This window comes from Nocardia gamkensis NBRC 108242 (assembly GCF_001612985.1).
GTDB classification, from domain to species: domain Bacteria; phylum Actinomycetota; class Actinomycetes; order Mycobacteriales; family Mycobacteriaceae; genus Nocardia; species Nocardia gamkensis.
This window is the reverse complement of record NZ_BDBM01000010.1, coordinates 1-15,855: the sequence shown is the minus strand read 5'-3', so window position 1 is coordinate 15,855 and position 15,855 is coordinate 1. Positions and strand designations below refer to the sequence as shown.

Sequence of the window (15,855 nt, the reverse complement as noted above, 5' to 3'; positions counted from 1 at the left end):
GGGGCTGTGCTGTATGAGGTCCCGAAGTCATGGACACAGCGGTAGTACCGCGCGGTTCGGGACGGGTGGGGAACCCGGCGGTCAGACCTTGTAGCCCATCGACCGCAGAGCGTTCAGCAGGCCACCGTCCCACTCGTTGGCATGGCCGAAGCAACGGAGCGCAAGCTGGGTCATATGCTCCGGCCCCTTCTTCTCCAGGTCCAGCAGGGCTGCCTGGACGGCCGGGTGGCCCTTCACAGCGGGGTTGTTGGGAATCGGGCCGTTGTACTCGCCGCCTGTCCCCTCAGCACCCTCGGCTCCCTCCGGCGTCGGCGATGAGACCAGGAACCTCAGGATCTTCGCGAGGATCTCGGCGGCCTCCTCCTGCGCTGCACGCTGGACTTCGGTGATCTCGGTACTCTGCTGAGGCATTCGCATCTCCCATCGATGTGTCAGTGATTCATCCCGGAGAGTCGGTCGCCGTACAATCCCGCGCCGACAGGCGAAATGCAGGTGCCACGAAAATTCTGGCATCAGGCCATTCCGCCCCGGGCTATCGCGGTGTGCTGCAGCCGGACAGGCGCGTCCGGCGTATCGCAGAGGTGGCGCCGCCGACGAATGATCTAACCGATCGCTGCGCTGTGGCACCACCCCCATGCGGGTGACGCGTCCGTAGCTGCTTTCCCCTTGGACGCGCCCACACTGAAGTCTAGTTGCGGGTCCGGGCTGGGGGGTGTGCGGACGAGGTGTTGTCCGTAGTTCGCCGGTAACCAAAGACCACACCAACGATGAGCGTGAAGAGCGCCTGGCTACAGGTCACTGAATAGACCGTTGCTTCCTCGAAGCCGCGAGATTGCCGCGAACCACTCCGGTGGTGGGATGCTGGGGCCGTGACCGAGCAAGCCGGCACGGCGGAACGGTGCCTGAACGGGAAGGATCCGTTCCGCGGAAATGACCACAACGGCAGGAACTTCGAGCACCAGCACCGGCACCCCGGTCCCAGCAGCGGATTCCGGCGCCGGACCACACCTACGAACGCAGTCGCTAGAACCCGCGTCACTGCGCCAGAGACAGAAGACTCGCCCTGTACGCCGGTTCCGAAAACGGCGGGATCGGATTCGGTCGCGGTCATCGCGAAGTTGTCGACCGTGACATATCCGGATTGATTGCGGCCGCTCGTTTCGGGAAACCGTGGACAACGAAGGATCCGGACCCGGAGGTTCTTTGGTGACCTGTCGCGGGTCTTCGCTGCACGGCGGGGGTCTCGCACGATCGCAGGAGGTGTTGCGTTGTCTGCCGACCGCCACGACGGGGATGCCGCGACGGGCGCCGACCGCCCTGGCGGCCCGGCCCCTCGGAGTGAGGCCGCGGCCGCCGAACGATTCGCTGTCCGCAGCGCCGCGGCGATGTCGGGCGCTGTGGCCGTCGGTATCGGGTTCGGTGTGCTCACAGCGCTGGTCCGGGCACGGTGGCAACCGATGCAGACAGCGGATCAGGCGGTCACCGACAGCCTGGTCTCCGTGGTGGCGGAGCACAGGATTCTGCGGAACATCCTCACCGGCATCACCGATCTCGGCGGGACCGGCACGCTGGCCCTCGTGCTCGCCGTCTGCGGGCTCTGGCTGCTCATTCGTCGTCTACCACGCCTTGCGGTCTACGTGGTGATCACAGGCACCGGTGGGTTGATCCTCAACCCGATCGTCAAAGAGCTTGTCGCCCGGCTACGTCCGGTGGTGGAGACTCCCGTCTACAGCACCGACGGGTGGAGCTTCCCCAGCGGACACGCGATGGGTTCACTGGTGTGCTACGGCGGTGTCCTGCTGGTTTTCGCGCCGATCCTGCCGGCGGGCCCACGCCGCGCGGTGGCCGTGTTCGCGATCCTGATCGTGGCGGCCATCGGCCTCAGCCGGATAGCGCTCGGCGCGCATTACCTCACCGACGTCCTCGCGGGCTGGCTGCTCGGGTCGCTGTGGCTCGTGCTGGTCACCGTCGCGTTCCACCGATGGCGGGGCGACGCCCGAGTCGGCAACGCGGGCCCGCTGCCCGGTGACGTACCACCGGCCGACGAAGACGACTTGCGGCCGGTCCCGCTCCGGCATGCGCCCACTCTCCCCCACCCATGGCGAGGAATCGGCGAACTCGCGGTCGCGTGGGTGCTGCTCGTCGGAGGGCTCGTCGGAATCGGCATGCTGGTGCGCGCCCCGGAAGCCGAAAACCCCGTCCTGCGCTGGGATCACGGCGTCGTGGCAACACTTGCCGAGCACCGTAACCCGACGCTCACCTCCGTCCTGGGCGTGTTCGGCGAACTCGGCGATACCACCGCGGTCATCACGGTCGCCCTGATCGTCGCCGCGCTGGCGGTGGGCGTCCTGCGCAGCTGGCGCCCGGTGTTGTTCCTCGGCAGCGCGCTGCTGGGTGAGATCACGCTGTTTCTCACCACCGCCGCGATCGTCGACCGCGACCGCCCCCGGGTTCCGCACCTCAATCCCGACCTGCCACCCACCGCCAGCTTCCCTTCCGGACACGTCGCCGCCTCGCTGACGCTTTACTCGGCCACCGCCGCACTCCTGTGGGCCACCACCCGCCGACGACGGCATCGGCTTCTGTCCGCCGCCATCCTCCTGATCCCCGCGCTGGTGGGCGTGCAGCGAATCTACGCCGGTGCGCACTACCCCACCGACATCATCGGCGCGGTTCTACTGGCATCGATATGGACGGCGATCGCCTGGTGGGTCGTCGAACCCGTCGAGACCACTGGTCAGTCGACGCGGGCGCACGTTCGGCATGCCCGAGCTTGATCGAAGAATCCGCACCGAGGCACCGCCACCCCTCGTCCTGGCCTCCCGTAAACAACCTCGCCGGTGCTGCCCCTTGCCTACGGGTACCTGCTCGGCTAACGCGACGCAGCAGAAGACACATTACGATCTGCCGCGAGCGCGCTCGGCTACGAGCTGGGAACGGTGTTCCACGAGCCACGGTGCGGGATCGAGGGGCTTCCACCCGCGTTCGTGGATCGGCGGTTTGCCTCTTCCGCTGTCGATCAAGGCAGTCAGGTCAGAAGCGCGAATCGAGGCACTGATCGCAGCCCATGAGCAGTCGCGCGAACCGCTGTTCATCGCAGGCACGGTGCGAAACCAGGTCCGGTTCTATCCCCGGTTCAACGCGATCGTGCTGCTCAGCGCCCTGCCAGTCCGGAACTCCTTTACCCCTGTTCGTGACATCTTCGTGGACCTCGGTTGCACGCCCTGGTCGAGTTCTCGCCGACATCTCAGTTCTTCGGCGTGGGGTTGATTGTGTCGCCGTACCAGCTCAGCTCCGATTGCTCGGCGATCTCGAAGGCCTCGAAACGTTCGTCGGCCAGAACCGCGTCGATCAGAGCCCGTGAACCGGCGACGATCGTGGAGTCGAAGTCGATCTCGCTGGCTACGACCCATGCGTGGTCGGCGGGCCAGAGCAGCTGGGGCGTCACTCCGGGGAAGTCGGTCGTCCATCCCAGGCCCGCCGCATGCACCCAGCCGGGGTCGGCGAGTTCGGAGAGACTGGTGTCGAACAGCATGAAGTCGCGCCCCGGCCACCGCAGCAAAGGCCCTGCCTCGACCGCCCGTCTGACCTGCGGCGCGACAGACGCAGCCAGCTCGGCGTCGATTCGAGCTCGCTCGCGCTCGACGTTCTGCGGATCGCCGTCGGTGGACGCGACGAACACCGCACCCGAGGATGTGTTCAGCTCGCCGAATCCATTCCATACTCCAGCCGTCACCTCTTCCGGTACCTCGGTGGCTGCGCGAAGGTGGACAGTGAGCGCGGCCAGCAGGCTCGGGTCGAACCACCCCTCGACAGTCTGGTCGACTCTCCAGCCGTCATCGAACGACATCGCCGCTTCGTCCTCACCATCGGTGAGGTTGCGCCACTGCACCAGCGGATGCATCACTCTGCCGTTGCGCACGGCGACCTCGGCCCACGGCCACATCGCCTCCTCCACGATCTCGGGACTGCCCCACTCGTCGGTGACCGTGACGTCGCGGCGGGTCGCCCCGACCGGGTGCAGTATTCGCGCATAAGCCTCGAAGCCGGTACCGGCGACGCCGCCGACCCCGTGTTCGCCGACGCGCGCCAGCAGCCACCCAGCACGCTCCAAATCCGTTGTGAACTCCACCCAGCCAGCCTAATGAGCCACACGGATAGTCGCGGATCACCGTGCTGTGCCGCATCTCCTCGGCCGTCCAGCGGCCGACCCAGGTACCCCAGGCGCCGTCACGGGAGAAGTTCTCGAAGATCTCGCGATGGTAGGAAGGCAGATTGTCCTCGGCGATCGGTTCCAGTTCGGCCAGAATCTCGCGCTGCGTCAGGTCCCGTGCCAATGCTGTTGCCTGCCTCTCTTTTCCGGTGCTTCGAATCGGTCGGCATACACAGCACCACTGCCCCTCAGGCGGCGCACAGGGTCGAACGCCCTGAGAACCAGGGACCGAGTACCCGTTCATCCGATGACTGCGACAGCGCCGGATCGCCCCTCCCTCCTCCTGGTCACACCCGGACGAGAGTGCCGAGAGTCCCGAACGGCTACCCGGTGGCGCCCGGACGATCCGGCGGCATTTGCGGCCCTTCGGCCTGCGAGGACCAAAGACAGCAGCCCAACGATTTGCGAATTATTACGATACGTAGGACAGCTGATTTCCGAATCCCGGAAAGCGACAGACATGGACCTGCCGTACCGCGAGAACCCGCATCTGCCGGCGTCCGCGCCGGTGGTCGTCGGTGCCGACGGTTCCGAAGCTTCAGAGCGCGGCGCCGAGCGGGCGCACTCGATGGCGTCGAACAGCGCATATCTCGGCTCCATATCGGCGACCCGACCATGCCGTAACGGCCGGGCTGTGAACGAGTCATCTGCTCGGTACTCAGCAGACCGGTGACCACCGTCGCGGTATCCCGTTCCCGAGCGCGCCGGGCGGGCAAGCCGCCAGATGACCTTCTGCCCTGTCGATACGTCCGCCGCCGTCGAATGATGATGAGTAGTGAGCACGCCGCCCGGATAGAAGGAGTTGCCTCATGACAACGGTGCAGGCCATCATGCGGCCCGATGTACGGCACATCAGTGTTCGAGAGACGATGGAAGCAGCCGCCCAGCGGATGCGCCAACTCGATATCGGCGCACTGCCGATCTGCGACGGCGAAGGTCATCCCGTCGGCATTGTCACCGATCGCGATATCGTCGTGAAGGTCGTCGGTATCGGCGGGAATCCGAAGACAACCACCGCCGGAGAATTGGCACAGGGCGCCGAACGGCTGCACACCGTCGAGATCGACACCGAGGTGGACGACGCGCTGACGCTCATGCGGCAGCGCCGGATCCGGCGGCTCCCGGTCACCGACCACGGAGTCCTGGCCGGCATCATCACCGAAGCCGATCTGGCCCGCCATTTGACCGAGACCACCGTCGGTGAATTCGTAGAAGCGGTCTGCGCCGCCAATCTGCCCACCACCGAGGACGCGTGAGGATCTGTCACCTCGCCGCGCGATCTACGAATCGATGTTCGGCAAACCGCGGCGAGCGCCGATGCCATCGCCCGCAGCCGTCTATCCAGCGCGGCGGAGAACTCTTTCTGATGACGAGGCATAGGAAACCGCGAGCAGCGCAAGGCATTTGGGACTAACTGAGCCGCAGTCGTCGCCGCGGCGGCGAGCAGGTCGGGTCGCGCCGACTTCAGCGGCGGTCTCCACTGCCCCGCTGCTCCTCGCGCGAGTGGACGACCATCACCGGGCACGACGCGTGCTGCACCAGAGTGTTGGCTGTCGACCCCAGCAGCATGCCCGCGAACCCGCCACGTCCGCGACTGCCCACGACCAGCAACTGCGCCACCTTCGACCAGTCCAGCAGATGCGGAGCCGGTGCGGACACCTCGACCTTCCGGGCGACCCGGACTTCCGGGAACTTCTCCTGCCAACCCGCTAGACGCTCGGCGAGAATCGCCCGTTCCACATTGTCCAGGTCGAGCTCACCCAAGCTGGTGTGACCGGCGAACCGGCCGAAGTCCCAGTCGCTCCAGACATGCACGGCGACCAACTCGGCCCCGCGCTCGGCCGCTTCGGCGAACGCCGCGGCGATCGCCGCATCACCGCCCGCGCTGCCGTCCACGCCCACGACCACCGGCCCCGGGACCTGGATCGCGTCGCCGTCGTCGGGGCCGGTGCGAACGACCACCACCGTGCCGTGCGCGTGAGCGGTCACGGCCAGCAGTGTGGAACCCAGATGAGTGAACGTGCCGGCGTTTCCGGTCGCCCCGATCACGACCGCATACGCCTCCGCGCTGTGCTCGATCAACAGCTCCCTACCGGTGTCGGAGGACACGCGAGTCGAGACACGCAGTCCGGGCGCGCTCGAGCGGGCCAGCCGTTCGGCCCGCGCAACCACCTCTCCGCCTTGTTCGCGTACTGCATCGATCACCGAGGGAATGGCGACTTCGTAGTCACCCAGCACCCAACCGGTGCCCACCAGATCCATGCCGTGCAGGATCTCGAGTTCGCGTCCACGTTCGGCCGCGAACTGCGCCGCCCACCGGACAGCTGCCCACGACCCGTCCGAACCGTCCACACCGACGATGACCTTCGCAGTGGCGAGGTGATGCGGATCGTCGAATCGCCGCTCTGTCATGCCATGCCTCCTGAGCCCATGTGATCGTGTAGCGCCTCTTCACAGTGCAGCCACCACCGCCTCGGCCGAGCACCAGGACCGGGGACGCCGAGGTAAGGCTATGGCTGCTGCTTTTCGCAGAGCTGACCGCCTCGTCCACGCGCTCATCCCGTGCGGGCAGGGGTCGAGTTCACCAGCCGGACCGTGTCGCCGGGCGCCAGCCGCGCGGTCCGTTCCCGGCAGGTGATCTCGATCGGCGGCGACGCGCCCGGATCCGAGGTGATCTCGACGCCGTCGCCGCTGACGCGCACCGTCAGCCGGTGGCCGCGATAGATCATCGGGAACGACAGGGCGCCGAGCGAGGCGGGCCAGTACGGGCAGAAGACCAGGCGGTCTTGGCGCAGTTCCATGCCGGTGAAGCAGCGTTGCAGCAGGTCGACGCTGCCAGCCATCGCGGCGAGGTGAATGCCTTCCGCGGTGGTGCCGCCCTGGATGTCGGCGACGTCGGAGCCCAGCACCAGATCGAAGAACTCCACTGCGCGATCACGGTTGGCTCGCGCCAGCACCCACGAATGCACCAGCGCGCTGAGCGTCGAACCGTGCGATGTCCGCGCCAGGTAGTAGTCGATGGTCCGCGGAATCATCTCACCGGGCAGCTGGTACCCGAGATACCCCAGCAGTTCGCACAGTTCGTCGGCCGACAGGAGATAGAACAGCATCAGCACATCGGCTTGCTTGGCAGCCTGATAGCGGTTGACGTCGTCGCCCTCGGCTTCGAGTATCCGGTCCAACCGCTGGATGTTGCCGTAACGGCGACGGTAATCGTCCCAATCCAGCTCGGCCAGCTGCTCGTATCCCTCGAACTGGCTGATGACCCCGTCATGGAACGGCACGTACATCCGCCGGGCTACGTCGTGCCAATGCCGCTGTTCCGACGGTCGCACCGACAGCGTCTCCAGCAATTCCGACCGTTCGCGCGGGGCGAGCAGTGTGAGCGCGTCGATCGCCCGCAGGATCACCCAAGCCGCCATGACATTGGTGTAGGCGTTGTTGTCGATGCCGCCCCCGGGCGCGTCCGGATAGCCGGAATGGAATTCGTCGGGGCCGATGACACCGCCGATCGTGTAGCGGTCGCGCTCGGTGTCGTAGGTCGCCAGGCTTGCCCAGAATCGAGCGATTTCCACCAGTAGTTCCGCGCCGGAATCGATGAGGAACTCCAGGTCACCGGTGGCCTGATAGTACTGCCAGACGTTGTAGGCGATCGCGATCCCGATGTGGTGCGCGCGGCGGCTGGGATCCGGATTCCACCGTCCCGACAGCGGGTTCAGATGCAGTCGCTGGCTTTCTTCGCGGCCGTCGCTGCCGGACTGCCACGGGAACATCGCTCCGGCCAGTCCCGCCGCAGCGGCCGCCCGGCGGGCCTCGGGCAACCGGCGATAGCGGTATCGCAGCAAGGATCGAGTCGAATGGGGGAAGCGGGTATTCAGCACGGGAAAGACGAAAAGCTCGTCCCAGAACACGTGACCGCGATAGGCCTCACCGTGCAGGCCGCGCGCGGGCACGCCCACATCGAGATCCACGGTGTTCGGTGACAACGTCTGCACCAGGTGCAACAGGTGTAGGCGCACGACCCGGGCCGGCTGTTCCCGGCCGTCGAGGTCGATGCGCAGCCGCGCCCACAGATGCTCCCAAGCGACGGCATGTCCCTCGAACAACTCCGCATAGCCGCCGGTGCTGTCGAGCCGGCGGACAGCCCCCTCTTCGGTTCCCGGGTTCGCGTGATCCCGTCCGGTGCAGACGCTGACGATCTTCTCCACGGTGGCCGAGTTTCCGGCGGCGATGTCGACGGTGTACTCGTGGCCGATCAGTCCGTCTCGATCGATCGAATCCACAACCTGGTCGACCGGTTCACCGCCGCGTCGCAGCGTGCTGCGCGTCGCCATCGCCACCGGCAGGCCGGATCCATTGGTGCGCACGGCGAGCAGCACCGAATCGCCGGACAGCTCGACAGCGCGTTCCGTTACCAGATGGTTGTCCGACAGATCGTGATAGCGCTGCACCAGCCGATTGCGCACTCTTGCGTCGATCGTGGAGCGGATTCGCAGCGTGCCCGACCAGTTCTCGGCGGTGATCGTCGTTTCCAGTGCGCCCAGGTGCGGGCGATGCATGGCGACGAAGCGGCGTTGCGACACAGCGGTGATCCGCCCGGCACGATCACGGAAGCGGAACCGCCGTACGAGTTCGGCGTGGCGAAGATCCAGCTGCTGCCGGTAATCCAGCAAGGTCGCCGAATCGAGGGCGAACCAGTCGCCGCCGTCGATCCGGAAGGTCACGGGAAGCCAGTTCGGCAGATTCACCAGACTCTCGTTGTCGATGACGTGCCCGCCGATCTGGTCGGTGAGCCGGTTGTACACCCCGGCGACATAGGTGCCCGGATAGTGGACCCCTCCGGCCGGAGACTCCGGCGCCGCACCGCGGGTGGCGAAGTAGCCGTTGCCGAGCGTGCACAGCGCCTCGCGAAGCTTCTCCTGCGCCGGGTCGTAACCGTCGAAGGTGAGCGTCCACGCGTCCGGGGCGACGGCAGTCGTCCCGCCGCGCAACAACTCCGCCAGCCGATGCAGGAAGGCACGCACCTGCCGGGTTCCGGCGACCGAGAACCGGGCAGCGGTGTGCCGGTCGCCGGTCTCTTCGGCACGCACCACGATCGCGACGCCATCGGCTCCGACGGCGTCGAAGGCATCCTCGTCGGTCAGGTCGTCGCCCAGGTAGACCGGCGACACCGGGGTGGCGAGGTGCTGGAGGATCCACCGCAACGCGGTGCCCTTGTCCCAATCCACATCCGGTCGCAATTCGGTGACCCGCCGGCCATGCGTGACCCGCAAGCCCGCGGCCTGACCGGTCTCGTGCACGGCGGCGACCACCCGCGCGACTTCGTCGCCCGCGACATTTCGGTGGTGGACGGCGACAGCGAAGCGCTTCGGCTCGACCAGAACCCCCGCTACGTCGCGCAATCTCCGACTCAGGTCACCGGCCACCTCGGCGAGTACCCGCTCCGCGCCCGGCGCGGCGTCGTGGACATGCCGGGTGCCGTCCGGGGCCATGAGTTCGAAGCCGTGGCTGCCCGCGTACCAGATTCCGTCGACCCCGACGCGCTCCCGGAGATCGGTGAGGTCGCGGCCGCTGATGACCGCGACCGGGCATTGTCCGGCCAGTTCTGCCAGCACTGCCGCGACGCCGTCGATTGGTTCGGCGTCGGCGGGGTCGGCGACGATATCGGCCACTGTGCCGTCGAAATCCAGTAGGACGGCGGGCTTTTCGGTGCCCAACAGATCGGCGATGCGTGACCGGCATTTCAGGGCGTCCGGAAGTTCCGACATCCGCCGGAATCCGCCGCGCAGTCCTACCTCCGCCAGGTCGGAGACCACGAAGTCGGCGCCGTGCGCGAGCAACCGGTCGGCGTTCGCGTGCCGGTCGACGCCGATGACCAGGGCGAAACCGCCGCCGCGTCCGGCCGCCACACCCGCCTCGGCATCCTCGACGACCACCGTCCGATCCGGCTCGGCACCCAGCTGCCGGGCGGCCTCGAGCAGCATCGCCGGATCCGGCTTCCCCGGCAGGCCCAGCTTCTCGGCGACGATGCCGTCCACCCGCACCGCGAACAGATCGGCGACACCAGCGGCCGTGAGCACGTCCGCGCAGTGGCGGCTCGCGGAGAACACCCCTGTGCGGACGCCCGCGTCGCCGAGCCGCCGGATCAGCGTGACCGTGGATCCGAACACTCGCACCCCCTCGCGGGCGACCTTCTCCAGGAACAGGAGATCCTTCCGGTTGCCCAGCCCACAGACCGTTTCGGCCGTTTCCGGATCGGAAGAGTTCCCCCACGGCAGGTCGATCCCCCGTGCGGCGAGAAAATCCGCGACACCCCGATAGCGGGGTTTGCCGTCGACGAAACGCAGATAGTCGTCCTCGGTGAACGGGGAGCGGTCCTGTCCGGCGCCGGCCGGACGGTGATCCAAGAAGACGTCGAACAATTCCGTCCAGGCCGCGGCGTGCATCGACGCGCTATCGGTCACCACACCGTCCATATCGAAGATCACCGCGTCGTGCCTGCGCGCATCGATCACCGGCAGGGCCGTGCCACCGTGTCCCATCCCTCCAGCCTGAACGGACCGATGCCGCCCGTCCAGGGGCCGAGGTCACGCGGTAGTCGTACAAAGGACCACCTGCGGTGGGATTCGGGACCTACGACTCCTCCGCACATCGGCCGTCGATCCCTACCGTGACACTATGAACCAGCTACCGACCGGAGAGACCATCGAGAAGGCCGTCCTGCTCGCCGGCCGGGCGCCGTCACTGCACAACAGCCAACCCTGGCACTGGAGCTTCGACGGCCACGCCCTGCGGCTGTTCGCCGTGCCCGAACGCATGCTTTCGGCGACCGACACCTCCGGCAGGCAGATGCTGCTCAGCTGCGGTATCGCACTGGACCATCTGCGCGCCGCGATGGCCGCCGCGGGATGGCGAATCCACCTCGCCCGCTTCCCCGACCCGAACCGCCGCGAGCACCTGGCCAACATCACCTTCGAACGGGCGCGGATCGTCACCGAGGGCGACCGTGCCCGCGCCGACGCCATCCTGCGGCGGCATACCGACCGGCTCCCGTTCCGAGCGCCCATCGGATGGCCCGACTTCGAAGAGGTCCTACGGACGACCTTCGATCCCTCCGACGCCACGCTCGACGTCCTGGGAGACGACAGCCGCCCCACCTTGGCCCGCGCCTCGGAGATGAGCGCCGCCTTGCGCCGCTACGACGCCGGATACCACGCCGAGATGCAATGGTGGACAGGACACGCGATCGCCGACGCGGGCGTGCCCAGCGAAGCCTTGATCTCGCAGGAGGAACGGTCGCGAGTAGCCGTGGCCCGCAAGTTCCCCACCGCCGCCACCGGCGAACGACGCGGCGAGGTCACCGAGGACCATTCGTTGATCCTCGTGCTGTCCACCGACCGCGACACACCCGAGGACCTGGTGCGTTGCGGTGAGGTGTTGTCCACGGTGCTCCTGGAATGCACCCTCGCCGGGTTCGCGACCTGCCCGCTGACTCATATGACCGAAGTGCCGCGCAGCCGCGCCGTGGTCCGCGAGCTGACCGGGCACTCCGGCCTGCCGCAGGTCTTGATCCGGGTGGGTATCGCGCCCGAAGCGGAGCGCGACGGTCCGGCGACGCCACGCCGTCCGCTCAGCGAGATCCTCGACATGCCCGACTCCACCCGCGAGACGTAGTGAGGCCGCCGGCCCTGACCTCCATTCTCCCCGAGGCCAGGGCCACCGCCGTCACCCAGACGATCGGACAGGCACTGCGCCGCGCGTCGATCCCGGAGACCGACCCGGCTGAGCATCGGAGCCGCAGCCGCCAAGCCGCATGCCCACGCGGTGAATCGAGGGGAAGTTGGACGTCATGAACACGACGACCACATTCGGATCGGCGCTCGGAAGGCTCACCGGAAGCCGGATGCGCACCAGATGGCTGACCTGGGGCGCCTGCGGGGAAGAGATCGCGCGGGTCATGCCCGGTGATGATTTGCTGGTGGACGCCGATATCGTCTCGACGCGCGCGATCACGATCGACACAGGCGCCGACAAGATCTGGCCGTGGCTGGTTCAACTGGGACCCGGGCGCGGCGGCGCTTACACCTACGATTGGATCGAGAACCTGCTCGGCCTCGATATGCACAGCGCCCGAGAGATCCTGCCGCAGTTCCAGAACCTCGCGGTCGGCGACAGCTTCCCGATCGGCAAGTCCGGTCCGCGTATGAGGGCCGCGATTGTCGAAAGCGAGCACAATCTCACCTTCGCGTCCGAGGACGGCCGCTGGGTCTGGTCCTTCGGCCTTTATCCCATGGGTGCGGCGACCCGGCTCGTGAGCCGCAACCGCATCGCGCTGACCGGAGCGTCCCCGTTCACGCGCCTGTTCACCGTGCTCGTGATGGAACCGGGCAGTCTCATCATGGAACGAAAGATGCTGCGCGGTATCGAACAGCGAGCAGAGCGGCTCGGACACGCGCACCGGCCATCCGAGACGTCGAAAGCGCCCACGCCACCGCGGACACCCGCGAGGGGCACGTCAGAGGCTGCTGCTCAGGGTGCTCAAGGAGTCGATGGCAGCCTGTAGCTTGGCGGCCGCCCGCGTGGCTACCGATTGCAGGGCAGGTTCGTCGGTGACCTGGACCATGAGTTGCGGATTCATCGCTTCCACGAGGATCTCGGCGTCCGAGTCGGGGTTCCGGCGTACGACGACGTTGCAGGGCAGCAGGAGCCCGATCTGCCGGTCGATACCGACCGCCTCGTGGGCCAGCGATGGATTGCAGGCACCGAGGATCAGGTAGTCCTCGATGTTCTCGTCGAGTTTGGCCTTCAGGGTGGCTCGGACGTCGATCTCGGTGAGGACGCCGAATCCCTGCTCGCTCAGGGCGGTCCGGGTCCGGGCGACGGCGTCGTCGAAGCCGGTGTGCAAAGTGGTGGACAGTCCCAGATTCATGGTGCGGTCCTTCCGTAGAGGGGGTGTGAGTCAGGCGAGAGCTAGGAACAGCTTCTCCAGCTCCTCGACGGTCATCGGATTCCGTCCGTCGACGGCTTGGCCGGTGAGGCACTCGCGCAGTCCGGTCGCGACGATCTTGAACCCGGCGCGGTCGAGTGCGCGGGAAACCGCGGCGAGCTGGGTGACCACATCTTTGCAGTCCCGGCCCTGCTCGATCATGGCGATGACGCCGGCGAGCTGACCATGCGCCCGGCGCAGCCTGTTGAGTGTTTCGGTGAGGGCGGTTTCGTCGCCGACCATGATTGTGCCTTCCTGCTCCGTCAGCGTTCCATGATACCCCTGGGGGTATGACGCCTACCAAGATGCTATGCAATATACCCCTGGGGGTATATTAGGCGAATATACCCCCACCCGTATATCTCCTTTTACCGGCGACAGGAGGATTTCCATGGCCGATATCGACCTATACGTGGATCCGGTGTGCCCATTCGCTTGGGTGGCCGCGCAGTGGCTGCTCGACAGCGCCGGCGCCGACCACGTGGTGACCTTGCGCCAGATGAGTCTGGCGGTACTCAACGGCGGTCGCGACGTCGATGCCGACCACGCGCCGATGATGACCCGATCGCGCCGGATCGGCCGTGTGTTCGCCGCCGCTGTCGAGCAGGACGGCCAGGCCGCCTTCGCGCCGCTCTACCTGGCGCTGGGTCTGCGATTGCATGAGCGCGCACAGCACGTCGACGACGCGGTAGCTGCAGCTCTGGACGCGGCCGGACACGATCGCACGCTGCTCGAATCGCTCGATGACGCTCGTTACGACGCCGCAGTGGCCCGCGCCCATCACGCCAGCCAGACCGCGCTCGGCGGGAGCGGCGGCAGCCCCATCATCAGCATCGATGGCCACGCCTTCGGTGGCCCCGTCTTGACCGAGCCTCCCCCCGCACGACATGCCCCCGAACTGCTGGATGCCATCGTCACCGCGGCCACCACTCCAGGATTCGCCGCACTGCAGCGTCCCTACCACGGCCCGCCCACCTTCGTCGGGAACGAGGAACAGCCCTGATGTGCTCCCCCGTCACCTGCCGCGTCTGCGGCAAGACCACCTGGGCCGGCTGCGGCGCGCACATCGACGCCGTCCGCGCCGCCACCCCGCCGGACCAGTGGTGCTCCGGTCACGACGACACCCCCCAGCGGGAACCAGTGCGACGTCCTCGCCGCATCTGGTTCCGCTGACCCGGCGTGCGAGTGGACGAAGTCTCGCTCAGTACCCGGCGTCGCGGCGGCGGAAACCGGCGAAACCGAGCGCCAAGCCGACCAGAGCGCTCGAGGCTATCGCGAGTATCGGTGCCGCGGTGACGGTCCGTAGCGGCGCGTTCGGCGTGTGCGTGAACGGAGACGCGGCGTCGAACCAGTCGGGCCAATCGAAGGCGTCCGCGAAAAGCAAGGCCACGGCGCAGTAGGCGTCGCACTACCCCACAGGGCAGGACCTTCGCCCCTGTTCGGCCACGTCGCCGGGAGCGCACGCTCGTGGCAGGACAAACCGAGAAGGCTGAGGAGGATTCAGTGGAGTATCAGGTGACCCTGGTCGAGTCGGCGCCGGAGGCAGTGCTGCGGGTGCCACGCGAGGTCCGCCCAAATCTCCTGGGCCAGGACATCGCAGAAGGCATGCGAGAGGTGACCCGGATCGTGCGGCGCGCTGGGTTGACCGCCAGTGGCGCGCCGACGATCACCTTCCACGACGACATGCCCGCCGACGAGGCGATCGCAGTGGAGTTCGGAGTCCCGGTCGAGCCCGCGCCCAACCTCGGACCGAGTTCCGGCGCACAGGTCGTCGTGATGGCCGGTACTTTGGTCGCCCGCACCTGCCATCGTGGTAGCTATCACGACCTCGGTGCGGCTTATCAGGCGCTACGGCAGTGGATGCACGAGGGCGGCTACCGGCCGATCGGGCCGCCGACCGAGGCTTACCTGATCGGCCCGGACGAGGTCACCGATCCTCGGCGCCTACTGACCGAGATCCGCGTGCCGGTCACCCCGGCCACGACTATCGCGGTCCATCTCGACGCACCGTTCGGCGTCGCGATCGAACGCGCCAAGGAAGCACTGCAACACCATGGGCTCATGGTGACGGCCGAGGTCGACATCCAGGCCACTCTGAAGGCGAACGCCGGTCGAGACATCGAGGACTACCTGATCGTGGACGTCTGCGATCCCAGCCTCGCATATCGGGCACTGCTCACCGACCGGCAGGCCGGCCTGGTGATGTCGTCCAGGGTGGTGGTGCGAGCGATCGACAGCGGCACGGCTGTCGAGGTGATCGATCCCGACGCGCTGGTGGGGGTCGTCGGCCGAGGGGGGCTGCGCTCGGTCGCGGATGAGCTGCGGCAGCGCCTCACCGTTGCCTTGGACAGTCTCCGAGACGCGACTCCGGCGTCTACATGACCGGCGTGGTCGAAGCGGAACCCGGTCTGCGAATCGATCCCGGACGCGCAGCTTCTCCAGCTCATTACTCTCACTGCGACTCTCACTGCGCTCGAAACGGAGCATTTCTGCACCCTGGCAGCCGGTGGCTATGCATGCGTCCCGGCGCCCCCGACCCGAGACCCGCCGAGACGGGTGAAGTCATGAACGGTCACCGGGAATGGAGACTGGTGCTCACCGAAACTCCCTCGTTGCGTAACCTCGACGCCAAAACCTTTACCGGATTGGACTATCG

The 15,855-nt window shown here is 67.1% G+C and carries 14 protein-coding genes and 1 pseudogene; 7 read left to right on the top strand and 8 right to left on the bottom strand.

Going from position 1 to position 15,855, the window contains the following annotated elements:
* Positions 1-81 precede the first annotated feature (81 nt).
* Complete coding sequence (locus NG1_RS11125; RefSeq protein ID WP_062969971.1) at positions 82-411, bottom strand: hypothetical protein; 330 nt, start codon at positions 409-411, stop codon at positions 82-84.
* A gap of 857 nt (positions 412-1,268) precedes the next feature.
* Between NG1_RS11125 and NG1_RS11120 the strand changes: the two genes are divergently transcribed.
* On the top strand, positions 1,269-2,777 hold the full coding sequence (locus tag NG1_RS11120; RefSeq protein ID WP_157113979.1) for a phosphatase PAP2 family protein: 1,509 nt from the start codon (positions 1,269-1,271) through the stop codon (positions 2,775-2,777).
* A 470-nt stretch (positions 2,778-3,247) separates the two neighbouring features.
* On the opposite strand, the gene NG1_RS11115 is transcribed toward NG1_RS11120, so the two are convergent.
* Together NG1_RS11115 and NG1_RS35390 are read right to left on the bottom strand one after the other, a co-directional pair.
* A complete protein-coding gene (locus tag NG1_RS11115; protein WP_062969969.1) occupies positions 3,248-4,132 on the bottom strand; it encodes a hypothetical protein in 885 nt (294 codons plus the stop codon).
* A gap of 25 nt (positions 4,133-4,157) precedes the next feature.
* Positions 4,158-4,337, bottom strand: a pseudogene (locus tag NG1_RS35390) (acyl-ACP desaturase); the annotation flags it as partial.
* A gap of 685 nt (positions 4,338-5,022) precedes the next feature.
* Between NG1_RS35390 and NG1_RS11110 the strand changes: the two are divergent.
* Entirely contained in the window at positions 5,023-5,469 is a 447-nt protein-coding gene (locus tag NG1_RS11110) for a CBS domain-containing protein (protein WP_062969968.1), read from the top strand.
* A 208-nt stretch (positions 5,470-5,677) separates the two neighbouring features.
* Here the strand turns inward: NG1_RS11110 and NG1_RS11105 are convergent, their stop codons facing one another.
* Entirely contained in the window at positions 5,678-6,625 is a 948-nt protein-coding gene (locus NG1_RS11105; RefSeq protein ID WP_062969967.1) for a universal stress protein, read from the bottom strand.
* Between the two features lie 143 nt (positions 6,626-6,768).
* Positions 6,769-10,755, bottom strand: a complete 3,987-nt coding sequence (gene otsB / locus NG1_RS11100) for a trehalose-phosphatase (RefSeq protein WP_062969966.1) — start codon at positions 10,753-10,755, stop codon at positions 6,769-6,771.
* A gap of 136 nt (positions 10,756-10,891) precedes the next feature.
* On the opposite strand from otsB, the gene NG1_RS11095 reads away from it, so the two are divergent.
* Together NG1_RS11095 and NG1_RS11090 are read left to right on the top strand one after the other, a co-directional pair.
* Complete coding sequence (locus tag NG1_RS11095) at positions 10,892-11,887, top strand: Acg family FMN-binding oxidoreductase (protein WP_062969965.1); 996 nt, start codon at positions 10,892-10,894, stop codon at positions 11,885-11,887.
* Between the two features lie 175 nt (positions 11,888-12,062).
* Entirely contained in the window at positions 12,063-12,776 is a 714-nt protein-coding gene (locus NG1_RS11090; RefSeq protein ID WP_174554910.1) for an SRPBCC family protein, read from the top strand.
* Here the strand turns inward: NG1_RS11090 and NG1_RS11085 are convergent.
* On the bottom strand, positions 12,729-13,142 hold the full coding sequence (locus tag NG1_RS11085; protein ID WP_062969964.1) for a DUF302 domain-containing protein: 414 nt from the start codon (positions 13,140-13,142) through the stop codon (positions 12,729-12,731). The two genes, NG1_RS11090 and NG1_RS11085, sit on opposite strands and share 48 nt — an antisense overlap.
* 30 nt (positions 13,143-13,172) lie before the next feature.
* On the bottom strand, positions 13,173-13,442 hold the full coding sequence (locus NG1_RS11080; protein ID WP_062969963.1) for a metal-sensitive transcriptional regulator: 270 nt from the start codon (positions 13,440-13,442) through the stop codon (positions 13,173-13,175).
* Positions 13,443-13,590: 148 nt separating this feature from the next.
* On the opposite strand from NG1_RS11080, the gene NG1_RS11075 reads away from it, so the two are divergent.
* Both NG1_RS11075 and NG1_RS37405 read left to right on the top strand, forming a co-directional pair.
* Positions 13,591-14,202 carry a mycothiol-dependent nitroreductase Rv2466c family protein gene (locus NG1_RS11075; protein ID WP_062969962.1) on the top strand — a complete coding sequence of 204 codons (612 nt, stop codon included), beginning with the start codon at positions 13,591-13,593 and terminating at the stop codon, positions 14,200-14,202.
* Positions 14,202-14,372, top strand: a complete 171-nt coding sequence (locus NG1_RS37405) for a DUF8730 family Cys-rich protein (RefSeq protein WP_168434081.1) — start codon at positions 14,202-14,204, stop codon at positions 14,370-14,372. The genes NG1_RS11075 and NG1_RS37405 overlap by 1 nt, the downstream gene beginning before the upstream one ends.
* 28 nt (positions 14,373-14,400) lie before the next feature.
* Here the strand turns inward: NG1_RS37405 and NG1_RS11070 are convergent, their stop codons facing one another.
* On the bottom strand, positions 14,401-14,589 hold the full coding sequence (locus NG1_RS11070) for an efflux permease Rv1217c-related protein (protein ID WP_062969961.1): 189 nt from the start codon (positions 14,587-14,589) through the stop codon (positions 14,401-14,403).
* A gap of 113 nt (positions 14,590-14,702) precedes the next feature.
* Between NG1_RS11070 and NG1_RS35385 the strand changes: the two genes are divergently transcribed.
* Complete coding sequence (locus NG1_RS35385) at positions 14,703-15,581, top strand: DUF302 domain-containing protein (RefSeq protein WP_062969960.1); 879 nt, start codon at positions 14,703-14,705, stop codon at positions 15,579-15,581.
* Positions 15,582-15,855: the final 274 nt, after the last annotated feature.